Genomic DNA, 15,572 nt, shown 5'->3' with positions numbered 1-15,572 from the left:
TTTAATGAAGCTAAGCGCTAAGGAAAAATTTTCGAGAATAATTGATGCTATGCTCTATGGCGATTTTACTACCAAGAAGTATTTGTACGGAATAGTATTATTTACCATAGCTACCCTTGTAACCGGGATAATGGCTGTCTTTGGTGCGGGGATATGGTTTGGGCTTTCTGCAATGCTTGTTGGAGTAGTGGATTTGATATGGTGGCAGTCAATGACTCTTACCGCCAATGACCTGAAAGAACAGGGCAGTAAGGAAAGGTATTTGCAGGAAAAAAAGACAAAGAAGCTTGAGAAGGAAAAAGAAAAAGCTGAGGAAAAGGCAAGGAAGGAAGAAGAAAAACGCCTTAAAAATGAGCCTCAGAGCGAGGTAGAAAAGGCACTTGGTAAGGCAGAAGAGGGAGCCGATGAGAATGTCGGCTATAGGATAAGCAGCGAAGAGATAAAATATGTATTAAAAAAGTATAAGGCAAAAAAAGACCACAGAGAGATAATCATTGACTCTTGTGAATCTTTGGGACTTAAGGAAGCCCCTGCTTATATCTGGGCTGATAAGAAGAAGTATTACTTCCTCATCCTTGGAGACGGAGAGCCTCTTAAGCTTGATTACCCGCTTGAATACAACCTTAAGCTTCATTATGAAGTCGGGGTAAAGGCCAATCCTGATGCTGAATATAAGAAGTTTAAGGGAGTGAGCGTTGTAGCCATTGCCTTTGCACCTTTTTTACCTGATTACTACCAGAAAAGAACGGACACAGGAACTGCATTTTATAAGAATCTCTACAGGCTTGGGAAGGACATGTATTTTACCAATACCTCAGCCAAGAATGTGTTTGATATCACGGGAGCAGACTTTGAGATAAAGGATGACGTGACTGAGGATATGCGCCATGGAGAAGACTTTAAGAACGCATACAAGGCCAATATTCTCTGGAGAGACGGAGCCATTACTTCCAATGAGTACAAGAATATCATCACAGGGCTTTTAAGCAGCCTTGCGAGAGCCGATATAAGGTTTGATGACTTTAACAGAATACTCGAGCAGATGAGGGAATATAACTTCATCACCAAGGCTTATAAGGACTTCTACATAGACTACAGGAAAAAATACAGAGAAAAGATGGCAAAATAGAATAAAAATGATTACGAAACCTTTTGCAGGGCAGCTTGCAGAAGGTTTTTATCATAAGTATAATATCTAATAAAGAATTATAAAATTAAAAATAATCTGACTAATACTTGAAATTAATAATTATATCAGATAAAATAAAAAGTCAAATATATAATATTAATAAGGAGATAGAAAAAATGATATGAAAAACGTATTTAAAATTAGTATAATAACAATTGTTTGCTATATTATTATATATATATTATATTATTTTAGTGTTAACTTGACAGGTGTTTATAATTTGATTTGGGATTGGATGAACTTTTATCTCATTTTACCGATTACATGCATATTTTCGGTATGGGCAGTATTATTGTACAGGGATGTTACAAATATATTTTTAATATCTGGTACAGTACTGGGAATTATTATAGGAAATGTGGCTGGAGAGATATCAGAACAAAAATCACCAATAAGTGTTAATAAAGGTTGGATATTTTATACTTCTGTTTTATTCATATGTTGTTTGGTTGGATACCTTGTTGATATAAAAAGAGAACTTAATAAAAGACAACTGATAACAACTGGGATTAAATTTATGCGTATTGTATTTATAAGTGTATTAGTGCTGGTTTTTACTATTAGTTTTACTTTGGCAAAATGGACTTTGAGTTATTGGAAAGGAGGAGAAGATGGCTATATTGAAGGATATAATGTAGGACTTTCTGATGCACAAAATCACAAACCAATGAAAGAAAATACACCATATAAAGGCGGTAAATATTCTTTTGGTGATTTGGAGTATAAAGGATATATCATGCATTGGAGTTCTGGATACAAAGAAGGATATGAGACAGGAAAAAAATAAAAAAACTGCCATCAGATAGTTTTGTTCTGATGGCAGTTTTTGCGCAGTATAGGGATATTGTTGTGCGCCTAGTGGCGCACTTTTCTAACGATGTAGTCTCGAATCTGTCTGGTAGTATATATTCGTTACTTATTTCACAAATAAACAAAAATGAACAAATGACCAATATTGTGTTTATGTCCAAAAAATCACCCAAAATACCTTGTCAAGATGTTGATTTTTTTATTATTTTAAGTATAATCAAGACAATAACATATTAAACCCATATAAATTTGTGAGTATAGCTTTCCGCATAAAAATGATGCTGGTTATTTCCAGCTAAAATGTGCAGAAATGTTAAGCTACAAGTGGATTTGGAAAATATGTCATTCACATTAAAGGAGGAAGAAGAATGAAAAAGGGGCTTAAGAAGTTTTTGGCTCTGGGGCTTTCCACAGTTCTTACAGTAGGAGCGCTTGCAGGCTGTGGAACACAGGGTGACTCAGGCAAATCAGGAAGCACAGGAAAGGCTTCGGGAAGCACAGCCGGAAGTGCATCAGGAGTAGTACTTAACGATGGTGGTACTTATCCTGTAGTGAAAGAGGGCAAGCTTGAACTTTCCGTATTTACTATGAGCATGCCTAATGTACAGGATTTTGCAACCAATGACTTTACAAAGTTCTTGGAGGAAAAGACAGGAATTCATATTAACTTTGTGACAGCAGGAAGAGATGAGTATGAGGAAAAGCTTAATCTCCTCTTACAGTCAGGCGACTATCCTGACGTAATACTTGGAGGCGCACCTAACCTTGCTAAGTACGGTGTTAAAGAAGGAGTTATTATCCCTCTTGATGACTATCTTACCGAAAAGAATGTACCTAACTATCTTAAGATAGTTGCTAACTATGATATCAACAAGACAAAGGAAGCAGATGGAAAGATATATTCCTTAGGTGGAGTAAATGACTGCTACCACTGCCAGTACGCAAGAAGAATGTGGGTAAATCAGAAATACCTTAAGGAAATGGGAGTTGAGATACCTACTACTACAGAAGAGTTTAAGAATGTATGTAAGAAGTTCTTAGAGTATAAGAAGGGTGGAATTGCAGTTGCAGGTGCGGCTCAGGGCTGGCATACCCGTATGCAGGACTGGCTTATGGGTGCATTTACCTTTGTGCCAAGTAAGTCCGCAACCCTTAGTGCAAGAGACTATGTAGTCCTTAATGATGAAACAAAAAAGGTTGAAACTGTAGCTATTACAGATGCTTATAAGGCCGGCCTTAAGTATATGAACGAGCTGTATAAGATGGGAGCTATCTATGATGGTAACTTCACTCAGACAAGTGAACAGCTTAGAACCCTTGCCAATCAGGCAGATGCACCTATCCTTTTCTTTACAGCAGGTGTTAACTCAGACGTTATAGACCCTGAAAGCAACAACGAGCTTTATAGAAACTACGTACCTGTAGCCCCTATTAAGGGACCTGATGGAACCCAGATAGCTTGGACCATCCACAACTCAGGCTTTAACTCAGGCGGTTTTTGTGTAACAGATAAGTGTAAGAATGTAGAAGCAGCTCTGCGCTGGGTAGACTTCTTCTATAATAGTCCGACAGGTGACCTTTGTTCTCAGTATGGTGCTGAAGAAGGAAAAGACTGGGTGCTTAATCCTAAGGGAAAGGTTGGCTTAAATGGAGAGCCTGCACTTTATGAAGTACTTAACCTTTACTCATCAGATCCTCAGAACCACGACTGGCAGGATGTAGGACTTAGAGTTGCTCCTGCTTCATACCGTCTTGGACAGGCAGTTGATCCAAATGTAGACCCTTATTCACCTGCTGGACTTGAGAAGCTCTTGTTTGATACATCAAAGAACCTTTACGAGCCATACGCCAACAATACAAAGCTCCTTAACCTCTCAGAGCTTAAGCTCACAGATGAGGAGAGTACAGCGGTATCTACAATGGCAGTTGAGCTTGAGAAGATTATTGAAGAAAACTCTGTTGCATTTATAACAGGAACCAAGGATATAGACGCTGAGTGGGATAGCTACAAGGACGCTGTTAATAAGGCAGGAATTGAAGAAATCCTAAAGACATATCAGACAGCGTATGACAGACAGACTAAATAGTGTTTTTGCCTGAAATTAGGCAGATGAGATTAAGGAAGCTGTCCACACTTTGGACAGCTTCCAGACATTTAAGTGACTTATGTGAGGACAGGAAGTGATTAAGAGGTAAGAAAGGAATTATGCAGCAATGGCAAAAAATAGTGCTACGATTAGTAAAAGTAATAAGATTAAGTCTGCAAACTGGCAGTTTTGGGTTATTATAGCCGTTCCAATCATTTACGCGATAATATTTGCCTATATCCCTATGGCGGGTATAGTTCTTGCATTTCAGGACTTTTCCATCAGGAAGGGTATATTTGGAAGCGAATGGGTGGGACTCAGATATTTTAAACAATTCCTGACTTCAACAAGTAGTGTTTTGGTTATCAAGAACACCTTGATTCTCGGTATATATTCATTTTTAGCTTCATTCCCTGTACCTATCCTGCTTGCGATAGGAATCAATGAAATGAGGGCAAAGAGATACAAGAAGGCTGTGCAGATGGTTACTTATGCACCATACTTCATATCCATAGTTGTACTTGTAGGTATGATGATGCAGATGATGGACCTTAGAAGCGGTATTATCAATGTATTCATACAGAAGTTAGGATTTTCTCCGATAAATTTCTTTGGCGACCCTAAGATATTCAGGCATCTCTATGTATGGAGTGGTGTATGGCAGTCTGCGGGCTATGCTTCTATCATTTACCTTGCAGCGCTTTCGGGAGTAAGTAAAGAACTACAGGAAGCTGCTATAGTTGACGGGGCGAACAGAGTTAAGAGAATACTGCACGTAGATATTCCTGCAATCCTGCCAACTATTATAATCATGCTGATATTTAACTGTGCAAGCATAGTGAGTATAGGTCTTGACAAGGTCTTCCTTATGCAAAACTCTCTAAATGCTTCAGTATCTGAGGTTATATCAACCTTTGTGTACAAGGTGGGTGTAGTTAACTCCAATATCGGATTTTCTACAGCTGCCGGACTCTTCCAGTCAGTTGTATCATTTGTACTTCTTGTAATAGTCAATAGGGTATGCAAGAAGATTACAGAGAATAGTTTATGGTAAAGAGGTGATATAATGGAAAATACAAAATTCAGATACATGAGCATAGGTGACAAGACCTTTACAGTTGCCAACTATGTAGTGCTTACAGCGATATTTTTGATAGTGCTTTATCCGATTATCTATGTGGTTTCAGCCTCATTTTCCAGCCCTCAGGCAGTTATTAGCGGAAGAGTTCTCTTGCTTCCTGTAGAGCCTACCTTAAGAGGATATGAGGCGGTATTTCAGAATGCAAAGATACTTTCGGGTTTTGCCAACTCAATATTTTATCTGGTTGCGGGAACTGCTATTAATATAATAATGACAATACTCTGTGCCTACCCACTCTCCAGAAAGGAGTTTAGGGCAAGAGGAGCGGTGGCTATGTTCTTCATCTTTACAATGTACTTTAGCGGTGGTATAGTGCCATCTTACATCCTTGTAAAGAGCCTCCACATTATGGATACAAGGTGGGCTATGATAATACCTACAGCTATGTCTACCTACAATATGATAATCTGCAGGACCTACATAGTAAATTCTATTCCTGACGAGCTTTACGAGGCTTCTCAGATGGATGGCTGTACACCTTTTAAGTATATGATGAAGGTAATCGTACCTCTTAGCAAGCCTATAATTGCAGTTCTTGTACTCTACTACGGAGTTGCAAAATGGAATGATTATTTTAACGCAATGCTTTATCTCTACAAAGAAGGTCTTCAGCCGCTTACCATAGTTATGAAGGAAATCCTCATTCAGAACAAGGTGGATTTGACTAAGGTGGGTAATGCTTCGGCTGTAGCAAAGCTTCAGGGAATGTCAGAGCTTCTTAAGTATTCTACAATAGTAGTAGCATCTCTCCCTGTTATGCTTCTTTACCCTTTGATTCAGAAGCATCTTGTTAAGGGTGTAATGGTTGGAGCAGTGAAAGGATAAGTATGGAAAATTATATATTGGAATGTTGCGTAGACAGGCTCGCATCAGCAATAAACGGTGAAAAGGGCGGTGCAAACAGGTTCGAGCTTTGTGCCAATCTTGTAATAGGCGGAACTACTCCAAGCTTAACATTATTCAGGCAGGTTAGGAAGCATACTAACCTGCCCGTTCACGTACTTATAAGAAACAGATTCGGAGATTTCTGTTATAATGATGACGAGATAGAAGAAATGTGCGATTCCATAAAAGCCTTTGCAGATGAAGGGGCTGATGGAGTTGTGGTTGGAGCCCTTACTCCAGATGGTGATTTGGATGAAGATGCCATAAAGAAGTTCATATTAAGAGCTGGAAGGGCTAAGGTGGTCCTTCACAGAGCTTTTGATATGTGTAGGGAGCCATTTGCGGTACTAAGTAAAGCTAAAGAGCTTGGGATTGACACCATCCTTACTTCAGGACAGAAAGGAAACTGCGTAGATGGAAGCCCTCTTATAAAAGAGCTGATAGAGAAGGCGGGTAAAGACATCAACATACTTATAGGAGCAGGCGTCAGTGCTGATGTTATTAAAAAGGTATATGAGATGACGGGAGGAACCAACTACCATATGTCAGGAAAGAGGGTAATAGACAGCAGGATGGCTTACAGAAGAGAAGAGGTCAATATGGGGCTGCCCTCTCTAAGTGAATATGATATCTGGGAGACTTCTGCCGAAGAGATAGCTAAGGCTGTAAAGGTGTTAAAGGAATTATAAGAATTTTGAAACAGGAGGATATATGTTTTCAAAAGAGTTTAATGAGAAGATAGAGGAGAGACTTAGGCGCAGAATAAGTGAATTAGGCCTTGATTTATTAAAGGATGAGCTGGCTGGCTTAGAAGACAGGGAAGAAAGAGATGTAATGGAAGCCTTGAAGTATTTATATGCCTACATGTCTCTTAGTGACATAGGTGACTACAAGGTGGAGACCTTTCTTGATTTTGCAAGGCATGGAGCCTTTCTCTTTAATGAGGGAGAGTTTAAGGGAGCGGCAAATGAAGAAATGTTTGCCGAATATGTACTTGGAGCAAGGATAAATAATGAGGATATAGTTGAGAACAGAAAAATCTTCTATGACAGGGTGAAGTCTCTTATCAAAGGCAAGACTATGAAGGAGGCTGTAATCGACATAAATTACTGGTGCTCATCAAAGGTAACCTACAGGTCCACAGACGGAAGAACAGCCAATCCGTTGACGGTCTACAACAACACTTATGGAAGATGTGGAGAGGAGTCCACCTTTGGAGTTTCAGTCTTTAGAAGCGTAGGCATACCTGCTAGACAGGTCTATGTGCCTCTCTGGTCTCATTGTGACGACAACCACGCCTGGGTGGAGGTATGGTGTGACGGGAAATGGTACTTTCTCGGAGCCTGTGAGCCTGAGGATGAGTTAAATCAGGGCTGGTTCTTAAATGCTTCTAAAAGAGCCATGATGGTCCATGCAAGATGCTACAATCCTGAGCTTGAAAAAGATGTAAATGAGGCTGTAGGTATACCTGTAGCTGTAAATGCCCTTAGCACCTATGCTCCAACCAGAGAAATCTTTGTAAAGGTTATGAATGAGGCGGGAGAGCCATTTTCCGGCACCAAGGTGTATTTTAAGGTAATTAACTACAGTATGCCGGGGGAGATAGCTGTTACCTGTACCGATGAAGAAGGTGTAACAAGACTTAAGACAGGTAGAGGCAGCCTTTTAATCTCTGCCTTCGAAGATGGAAACTACGGTGAAGTCTTAGTGGATACTGCTGAGGATATACAGATAACATTGGTGCTAAGCCCTGATGGCTATAAGAAGACGGAAGGTTCATTTATTATGAGGGCACCAAGCCTTGTAAATAGTGGAAAGGCTGAGAACAAAGCAAAGTCTGAAGCAAGTGATACAAGGAAAAAGGAAGAGGCTGAGAAAAGAGCTTATAAGGAAGCAAGCTTGTTTGACAGGGAAGCTGCTGAAAGGACCATCAAGAGGTTTAAGGGAAAGGATGAGGAGATTCTTAGCTTTGCCCTTCTTAAATCCTGTGAAAACCAGAGAGAATTACAGAAGTTCATATCAGAAAAGAGAGAAATCCCTGACAAGTGGAAGGTGGGACTGATTGACAGCCTTACACAAAAGGACTATCAGGATACGGAGGCAGAGACACTTTTTAATCATTGTCTTTATACTGATGAGAAGCTTTTTGACAAGTATCCTCGGGAGATATTTTATAAATACATACTTTGTCCGAGGGTGGATTTTGAGATGATACGTCCTTACAGAAAGTTTCTGTCTGAGAGATTTGAGGGTGAAAAGGTATCGAACATCGATGAGATTAGGGTTTTGTTTAATGAAGTTGATGAAAAACTTAAAGAAAAGCCTGAACTTGAGTATAGCAGCCTTATAAGCTCTGCTTTAGGTGCCTTTAGCATAGGTTATGCAAGTGAAAAATCAAAGAGGGTGATTTTCATACAGCTTCTTAGAAGCCTTGGTGTACCATCAAGGCTGAATCCTAATGACAGGAGGATGGAAGTGTACCTGGATGATGGCTTCATTGCCATAGAAGAAGAGAAGGAAAGCCCTAAGGGAAGCCTCGAGCTTGACTTTGAAGCAGGTGTCAACTGGAGTTATTATGATAATTTCAGTATCTTAGCCTACTCTGAAGGAGAGTTTAAGCCACTTTATCTGGATATGGAAGATATAAAGGAGGATGGGGGTGTACTTAAGTTAAATGCGGGAACCTACAGGCTTATTACAAGCAACAGGCTTCCAAATGGCAATATATTTGCAAAATCAGTGCTTGCAGAAGTAAAAGAAGGAGAGATTACCAAACTTCCTGTGACATTTTACGAAGCGGGCATAAGCGATATGCTTTCTGACTATCCTATTAGAAACATAGAATTTGAAACTGAAAAGAAAGAAAAGACTTCGATTGGTGAACTCACAAAAGATAAGAACGGTATCTTTATCTGGCTCTCCGCAAAGGCGGAGCCTACAGAGCATATCTTAAATGAGCTTCACGATAAGAAGGAGTTGTTTAATAAGCTTAAAACAAAGCTACACCTCGTAGTTAAGTCTAAAGATGAGCTTGAGGATGCCAATATAAAAAGGATTGCAGAAGAGCTTAGCAACAGAGATATCCTTTTTGAAAGCTTTGATACAGAGGCAGGAAAGCTTGCCAGAGAGCTCTACCTTGAACCGGGACTATACCCTCTTATCTGTGTAGTGGATAAGGAAGGAAGGGGAGTTTACGGAACTGCAGGCTACAATGTGGGAACAGCAGATATGTTACTAAAAATATGCGGATATTTAGAGGAGGAGAATCATGAATCAGGTCATTAAAGATAGAACAGAGCGTACAAAGTGGTACAACAGTGCAAGATTTGGAATGTTTATCCACTGGGGTTTATATGCTATTCCTGCCAGAGGTGAGTGGGTTAGAAGCGTATATGAAATACCTAAAGAAGAGTATGAGCCTTATTTTGATGAATTTTATGCTGAAAACTACAACCCTAAAGAATGGGCCAGGCTTGCCAAAGAAGCCGGAATGAAATATGCAGTCCTTACTGCAAAGCACCATGACGGATTCTGTCTATATGATACTAAGCTTACAGATTTTAATTCTGTGAAAGCACCTTGTAAAAGGGATCTTGTCAGGGAGTTTTTAGAGGCTTTTAGAGCAGAGGGAATAAAAGTAGGACTCTATTATTCAATAATTGACTGGAGACACGAGGACTTCCCTCATTACGGCGATATGCACCATCCTATGAGGAATAATGAAAAATGCAGTAATGAAAACAGAAACTTTGACCGCTATCTTGAATATATGTTTGGGCAGATAAAAGAGCTTCTTACCAACTATGGTCACTTAGACCTTATGTGGTTTGACTTCTCTTATGGAGATATGAAATGTGACAAGTGGAAAGCGAAAGAACTTATGGAAATGGTTCGCTCAATCCAGCCTCATATCATAATCGACAACCGTCTTGAGGGCAGTGCAGAGGATGCAGGCTCAATAAGGACTCTTGAGCCTACAACATACTCAGGCGACTTTGCTTCCCCTGAGCAGATGATACCACCTGAAGGAATCAGAGACGTGGCAGGGAACCCTCTTCCATGGGAAGCCTGCATCACACTTAACAACCACTGGGGATATTGTTCCTATGACAAGCATTATAAATCAGCTAAGATGGTTATAAGAATGCTTGTTGAATGTGTAAGTAAGGGAGGAAACCTCCTCTTAAATGTGGGACCTAATGCAAAGGGTGAGATTCCGGTAGAATCCGTGGTCATACTTGAAGAAGTAGGCAGGTGGATGAAGCAAAATGGAAGAAGTATATATGATTGCGGATACGCAGAGCTTCCAAAGCCTGAATGGGGAAGATTTACAAGGAAGGGCAATGTTCTCTACGCCCATGTAATGGAAGAACAGGCAGGAGCAATCTGCCTTCCTAACTTGGCTGGAAAGATAGAGAAGATGCGCCTTGTAAAGGACAATTCCGTTATAGATGAAACCTTTTACTGGAACTTAAAGGAGTTCTCAGAGCATTCCTTCTTCTTCTTTTCACCTACCGCCGCAGACTGCTATCCACTTCCTGATGAGATAGATACTGTGGTTGAGATATTTCTTAAGGAGGAATAGATGAGCGTAGTCTTAGGAAATGTAGGAAATACAGAGGTTATTTTTGTAAAAAAGGGGGAGAAGGGCTATCCTTATGAAGAGAGGGTGGGCACTGTCTTTAAGGCAGACTATCTTGATACGCTCTTGCTGCCGCTTGAAAAGGATAAGAAAGTCCTGTTTGTAGGTCTTGGTAAGGAAATTGTAAAAGAGCCTTCCACATCTATGGAAATCTCTGCAAAGGCCTGCAAGGAACTTAAAAAATATGAGATAAGTGAATACAGCTTCAATGTAGAAAACTTAAGGCTTAATAAGGAGAGCTTTGTAAACTTTGCAAAGGGGATTTATCTTTCTATAAAGGCAAAAAGAAGCTACAAGAGCGATGCTAAGATAGAAGAGGCTAAGGTAGGTATAGTAGGCACAAACTTTGACATAAGCCCTCTTCTAAAGAAGGCAGAGATAATCAGCGATAGCATTATATTTGCAAGAGACATGGTAAATGCTCCGTCAAACTACCTTCACCCACAGGAGTTTACAGAGGAAATAGCCGAGTTTGTAAAGGATACAGCCATAGAAACTGAGATATTGGATGAAGAAGAGCTTAGGAAGCTTAAAATGGGTGGAATCCTTGGGGTAGGGGGAAGCAGTGCCTTCCCTCCTTACCTTGTAGTGCTTAGATACAGGGGTAATCCTAAGTCTAAGGAAAATACCGCCATAGTGGGCAAGGGAATAACTGTAGATACAGGAGGCTACTGCCTTAAGCCTTCACAGTTTATGGCAGGCATAAGGGGAGATAACGGCGGTGCTGCGGCAGTTGTGGGTGCGATAGCCATCCTTGCAAAGCTAAAGGCTAAGGTGAATGTAACTGCCATTGTGCCAACAGCCGAGAACAAGATTGCCCCTGACAGCTATGTGGACGGAGATGTGCTTACATCCTACAGTGGTAGAACGATAGAAGTCTGCGATACAGATGCAGAGGGCAGGCTCATTCTCGCAGATGCAGTTACCTATGCCGTAAGAAATGAAAAGGCTACAAGGGTACTTGATATTGCAACCCTTACTGGTGCTGTAGTAGGAATGTATGGCTTTACCATAGGAGGAGTGGTAACTGACTCTGATGAGATGTGGGAGGAGTTTTACAGGGCTTCTCTTAAAACAGGAGAAAAGAATGCCCGTATACCTTTTGGCAGAGAGCATGAGAAGATGCTTGAAAGTGACATAGCAGACATCAAGAACCTTGGTGGAAAATTCTGCGGCACCATAACTGCGGGGCTATTTATCAGAAGCTTTGCCGAGAAAAAGCCTTGGCTTCATATAGACATAGCCGGTACAGCCTGGGTGGATACACCTGACTATGCTTATCAGGACAAGTATGCAACTGGAGTGTGTGTAGATACTATTGCTGAGTGGCTGATGGGATAATAAGTTGATGGAATAATTAAAAGATGTTTGGAACTATCCATATCCAGGGATGAGAGGTTATTATTAATTATGAATGAGAAACAGTGTAAATATTGTGGAGGAGAACTGGAAGAAGGTACATTCTATGGTGCTAGAAGTTTTTTCGTGCCAAAAGGGAAAAAGATTCCTGCTACCTATATGAAAAGGTCTTTTGATAAGCAAGGAGCTATAAGAATTCCGCCATTTTATTTTCCTCTGTTTGCTCCTAAGGAAAATCCACTTGCTTATGCTTGTAGGAATTGTAAAACTATAATGATTTTTTATGAAGTCAATGAAGAAGAATAAAATATAAGACAAGAGTTCTTATGATAATTAACAAGGACTGGTAGCTAAATATAGCTGTCAATTCTTGCTATATATAACATACAACAAGTTTTGCAAATAAGGTGAATTGAAAAAGTAGGTTCCACATCTAGGCTTCTTTATTTATATTAAAGTTCAGACTGGAACTTATTTTTTCTAAATTGCTAGATTTTCAAAGTAAGTGCAACACTTTATAAAAATAGTAAATGCAACACTATTGCTAGATAAAATGATAAAATTATATCAATATAATCAGACTGAATATAATCAAATTTGGTTTGATTTTGTTGCTTTTGGTGAAAAAAGGGTATAGCAAACAGACATGAAACCACATCTTTCAGGTTAAATGCAACGGTTTTTAGTGTTGCGTTTACTTTGAAAGGTATTTACTTTACTCTCATTTAGTGTTATTCACTGATATTAAGTTCACTTTCATTGTTCTTGACTATATGGTAAAGTGACTGTCCTTTTTTTATGCGTGGCGAGACTATACTGTTTATCCTTGTTATGTCATAAAGAGTAAGGTCAAAACCATTTCGTGATTGTACAAGGGTGTCACAGTAAGCTAAATGAGCCTTTTTAGCATCGTAGAAGTGTTTTTCCAGACGGCAGTATCCTCTTTTTGTACATCCGTTGCACAGCTTTATAGAGGAACCGTTCCAGTGTTCACAGCTTTTTTTGTTATAATGTTCACAGTATTTTTTGGCAAGATGGCATGAGCGGCATTTTTATTACAGTCTTTGGAACCGCATACATGCTTAACATTGCATCCATTATAATCATTGCAGTCACAGATATTAGGTATTTTGACAAGTGAATGCTTTTGTATTTCTCTTGAAATGGTAGAAGGGGATTTCTCGAGGAAATCAGCAATACTTCTGATTGAAAAACCCTGTGCAAGAAGGGTTTCAATTTTAATGCGTTCAGCGCCTGTTAGATGTTTCTTTTTGTTCATAGGAACTCCTTCCTATAATGTCAAGCCCTAAATCATTTAATTTCAGGCTTTTCTTTAAATATTTACCTCATAAAACAGAGCAAAAAATGTATGACAGTCATTGTATTTTATACTGAACAGCTAAAAGAGAGTGTGGTTTATAAAGCATCCCATTGTTTTGCTTTATAAAGGCTATAAATCCTCTGCTAACTATGATGGTGAACCTTCCGTGTCTAAAGGGATTGTGTCCCAACTTCCTTCGTCCCACCTGTCCATACACCGAGTGCCTGCTAAGCTTTCTAACAGGGTCATGCCCTACGGAGAGAACTACTGCAAGCTACAGCTCTTGTTTGTTTTTTGATTTTACTGACCTGTCTACTCCGCAGGGTACGGATATTCCGTGGACGCTTACCCTGCCTCGCTTTGCTGGTCATTGTGATGATGTAGCGCTTGTAGCACTCCATCGTTATCGGGTTTCCTTCCAGAACCCTGCCCGATCTCGGAATAATCCGACACCCGGCAAGGCTCTGGAATAAATTTTGCTGTCGACTGTTTTACGCTACAATAGCTTCCTTATTTTCCGGACGTCTAATGTCCATCAACATCTTCTTCGGAGCATATTTCGTACCAGTATTCAGAATCGTATAGATAATCCTCAGAAGCTTGCAGGCTATCACAATCAATGACTGCATCTTTTTCAACGGATTATCGGCTCGTGTCGTATAATACATATGGAGTTCTTTGAATTCCTCTGCATGGGCCACTGCTGACTTTGCTGCCTGGAATAACCAATATCTGAGTCGTTTGCGTCCTCTATGACTGATTTTGGTTTCTCCCTTATGCTTTCCTGAACTGCATGCCACAAGGCCTAATCCGCTTAATTTCTGTATTTCCTTAACATCATCAAATCTTGAAATATCTCCCATCTCTGCAAGAATACCGGAAAGTGTATTTTCTCCAATCCCAGATATCTCCAGAACGTTACCTGTATGCGGTATCTCCTGACATTTCTGGTTGATCTGGTTCTCTATAACAGCAAGTTCAACATCCAGTTCCATGATTTTCTGCACGAACCACTTTACAGCTGTCTTGCTTGCAATAGATCCATCCTTAATCCCAACACTTGCTTTTGCGTACTGTAAGATTTCTCTGGCTCTGCTGTACCCGCGTCCTCTAAGTTTAGCAGCATGCCAAATCTGTCTTATCCCTTCTTCTCCAAGTGCGGTCAGTTCATCCGGAAATGGTGCCTCTTTCAGCAGTTCAAGGCTAAATGCTCCATCGACTTTTCCCAATGCTTCCTTATACTCCGGGAAATATATCTTCATCTCCCTGTGCATCCGGTTGATTGTTCGAATTCTGTCTTCATTCAGTTGGTCTCTGAACATGGATAACCTACGAAGTTCAGCATAGATTTTTTCTGGAAGATATGGCATACCAAAGTTGCCATCCTTGACAAGATTTGCTATCAGTTTTGGATCCTTCCTGTCATCCTTGAGCTGGCTGTTATCTTCAACCTCCTTTGTCTGCTTAACAGCATAAGGGTTTACCTGAACAACACTGATTCCATTTGCAATCATCCAGGTAGCAAGGCAGAACCAGTAGTGACCGGTCGGCTCTAAGCCAAGTACTATCTGACTCTTATCATGTTCAGCAGCTATCTTTACTGCCCATTCTTTTGCACTCTGGAATCCCTCATAATCATTGTTGAAAGAATATGCGGACTTACTGAGTTCCCGTCCTCTGGTATCAATTGCTCTCACATAGTGCGTTTCGCTGCCTACATCACATCCCAAGATAAGCATGTCATCGCTGATAAAAGAGAGTTTTTTATTTTTATCGAACTTACCATTGGTTTCCAACTCACGCCAGGTTGAAGCTGTGAGATTTTCCTTAATCACCTCCGCTTTTTTCAAAAGCTCCTGCTGTTCAAAAATATTTGCTGTTACTACTTGATTTTTTTTCTTTGTGCCTTTAATATTCATTTTAGATACCTCTTGTGTTTTTTAGATTTTACCAACTGGCAGGTCAGTAATAATCTAAATTTACTTGAGGTATTTTTTTATGTCAATCTCTTGACCTATTTATAGTATACAGGAAGCTTTCGTTGTTGTATTTTTAGTTACCTATGAATAAAAACAAATATCTGGAATAAAAACAAGGGCTAATTTGGAGTGCTACCATGTACTTCAGATTAAATGCAA

At 39.9% G+C, this 15,572-nt stretch carries 12 protein-coding genes; 10 read left to right on the top strand and 2 right to left on the bottom strand.

Annotated elements, in window-relative coordinates:
* Window positions 1–4: 4 nt before the first annotated feature.
* The 10 genes from ACO6HM_RS02090 (at window position 5) to ACO6HM_RS02045 (ending at window position 12,419) form a co-directional block, all read left to right on the top strand.
* Complete coding sequence (locus tag ACO6HM_RS02090) at window positions 5–1,129, top strand: hypothetical protein (RefSeq protein ID WP_485381049.1); 1,125 nt, start codon at window positions 5–7, stop codon at window positions 1,127–1,129.
* Between the two features lie 181 nt (window positions 1,130–1,310).
* Window positions 1,311–1,976, top strand: a complete 666-nt coding sequence (locus tag ACO6HM_RS02085; RefSeq protein ID WP_485389538.1) for a hypothetical protein — start codon at window positions 1,311–1,313, stop codon at window positions 1,974–1,976.
* A 391-nt stretch (window positions 1,977–2,367) separates the two neighbouring features.
* On the top strand, window positions 2,368–4,086 hold the full coding sequence (locus tag ACO6HM_RS02080; RefSeq protein WP_485389537.1) for an extracellular solute-binding protein: 1,719 nt from the start codon (window positions 2,368–2,370) through the stop codon (window positions 4,084–4,086).
* Between the two features lie 127 nt (window positions 4,087–4,213).
* Window positions 4,214–5,140: an ABC transporter permease gene (locus ACO6HM_RS02075; protein ID WP_208429224.1), complete on the top strand. Its 927-nt coding sequence runs from the start codon at window positions 4,214–4,216 to the stop codon at window positions 5,138–5,140.
* Window positions 5,141–5,152: 12 nt separating this feature from the next.
* Entirely contained in the window at window positions 5,153–6,052 is a 900-nt protein-coding gene (locus ACO6HM_RS02070; protein ID WP_485389536.1) for a carbohydrate ABC transporter permease, read from the top strand.
* A 2-nt stretch (window positions 6,053–6,054) separates the two neighbouring features.
* Window positions 6,055–6,801 (top strand): copper homeostasis protein CutC, encoded by a 747-nt coding sequence (locus ACO6HM_RS02065; RefSeq protein ID WP_485389535.1) that lies wholly within the window; start codon window positions 6,055–6,057, stop codon window positions 6,799–6,801.
* A 22-nt stretch (window positions 6,802–6,823) separates the two neighbouring features.
* Window positions 6,824–9,397, top strand: a complete 2,574-nt coding sequence (locus ACO6HM_RS02060; protein ID WP_485389534.1) for a transglutaminase-like domain-containing protein — start codon at window positions 6,824–6,826, stop codon at window positions 9,395–9,397.
* Window positions 9,381–10,697: an alpha-L-fucosidase gene (locus ACO6HM_RS02055; RefSeq protein WP_485389533.1), complete on the top strand. Its 1,317-nt coding sequence runs from the start codon at window positions 9,381–9,383 to the stop codon at window positions 10,695–10,697. The genes ACO6HM_RS02060 and ACO6HM_RS02055 overlap by 17 nt, the downstream gene beginning before the upstream one ends.
* Window positions 10,698–12,095: a leucyl aminopeptidase family protein gene (locus tag ACO6HM_RS02050; protein ID WP_485389532.1), complete on the top strand. Its 1,398-nt coding sequence runs from the start codon at window positions 10,698–10,700 to the stop codon at window positions 12,093–12,095.
* A 69-nt stretch (window positions 12,096–12,164) separates the two neighbouring features.
* Window positions 12,165–12,419: a PF20097 family protein gene (locus ACO6HM_RS02045; RefSeq protein WP_485389531.1), complete on the top strand. Its 255-nt coding sequence runs from the start codon at window positions 12,165–12,167 to the stop codon at window positions 12,417–12,419.
* 661 nt (window positions 12,420–13,080) lie between these two features.
* On the opposite strand, the gene ACO6HM_RS02040 is transcribed toward ACO6HM_RS02045, so the two are convergent.
* Complete coding sequence (locus tag ACO6HM_RS02040) at window positions 13,081–13,392, bottom strand: helix-turn-helix domain-containing protein (protein ID WP_485389530.1); 312 nt, start codon at window positions 13,390–13,392, stop codon at window positions 13,081–13,083.
* Window positions 13,393–13,925: 533 nt separating this feature from the next.
* On the bottom strand, window positions 13,926–15,353 hold the full coding sequence (locus ACO6HM_RS02035) for an IS110 family RNA-guided transposase (protein WP_485389529.1): 1,428 nt from the start codon (window positions 15,351–15,353) through the stop codon (window positions 13,926–13,928).
* Window positions 15,354–15,572: the final 219 nt, after the last annotated feature.

The organism is Catonella sp., assembly GCF_057250765.1.
Note: the sequence above shows the minus strand (reverse complement) of the source record. Positions and strands in the feature narration are given on the sequence as shown.

Bases quoted from the DNA above. Each gene is read 5' to 3' on its own strand.
- ACO6HM_RS02060 (WP_485389534.1), top strand. From the start codon at position 6,824: ATGTTTTCAAAAGAGTTTAATGAGAAGATAGAGGAGAGACTTAGGCGC.
- ACO6HM_RS02040 (WP_485389530.1), bottom strand. From the start codon at position 13,392: ATGAACAAAAAGAAACATCTAACAGGCGCTGAACGCATTAAAATTGAA.
- ACO6HM_RS02080 (WP_485389537.1), top strand. From the start codon at position 2,368: ATGAAAAAGGGGCTTAAGAAGTTTTTGGCTCTGGGGCTTTCCACAGTT.
- ACO6HM_RS02055 (WP_485389533.1), top strand. From the start codon at position 9,381: ATGAATCAGGTCATTAAAGATAGAACAGAGCGTACAAAGTGGTACAAC.
- ACO6HM_RS02065 (WP_485389535.1), top strand. From the start codon at position 6,055: ATGGAAAATTATATATTGGAATGTTGCGTAGACAGGCTCGCATCAGCA.
- ACO6HM_RS02050 (WP_485389532.1), top strand. From the start codon at position 10,698: ATGAGCGTAGTCTTAGGAAATGTAGGAAATACAGAGGTTATTTTTGTA.
- ACO6HM_RS02075 (WP_208429224.1), top strand. From the start codon at position 4,214: ATGGCAAAAAATAGTGCTACGATTAGTAAAAGTAATAAGATTAAGTCT.
- ACO6HM_RS02090 (WP_485381049.1), top strand. From the start codon at position 5: ATGAAGCTAAGCGCTAAGGAAAAATTTTCGAGAATAATTGATGCTATG.
- ACO6HM_RS02045 (WP_485389531.1), top strand. From the start codon at position 12,165: ATGAATGAGAAACAGTGTAAATATTGTGGAGGAGAACTGGAAGAAGGT.
- ACO6HM_RS02070 (WP_485389536.1), top strand. From the start codon at position 5,153: ATGGAAAATACAAAATTCAGATACATGAGCATAGGTGACAAGACCTTT.
- ACO6HM_RS02085 (WP_485389538.1), top strand. From the start codon at position 1,311: ATGAAAAACGTATTTAAAATTAGTATAATAACAATTGTTTGCTATATT.
- ACO6HM_RS02035 (WP_485389529.1), bottom strand. From the start codon at position 15,353: ATGAATATTAAAGGCACAAAGAAAAAAAATCAAGTAGTAACAGCAAAT.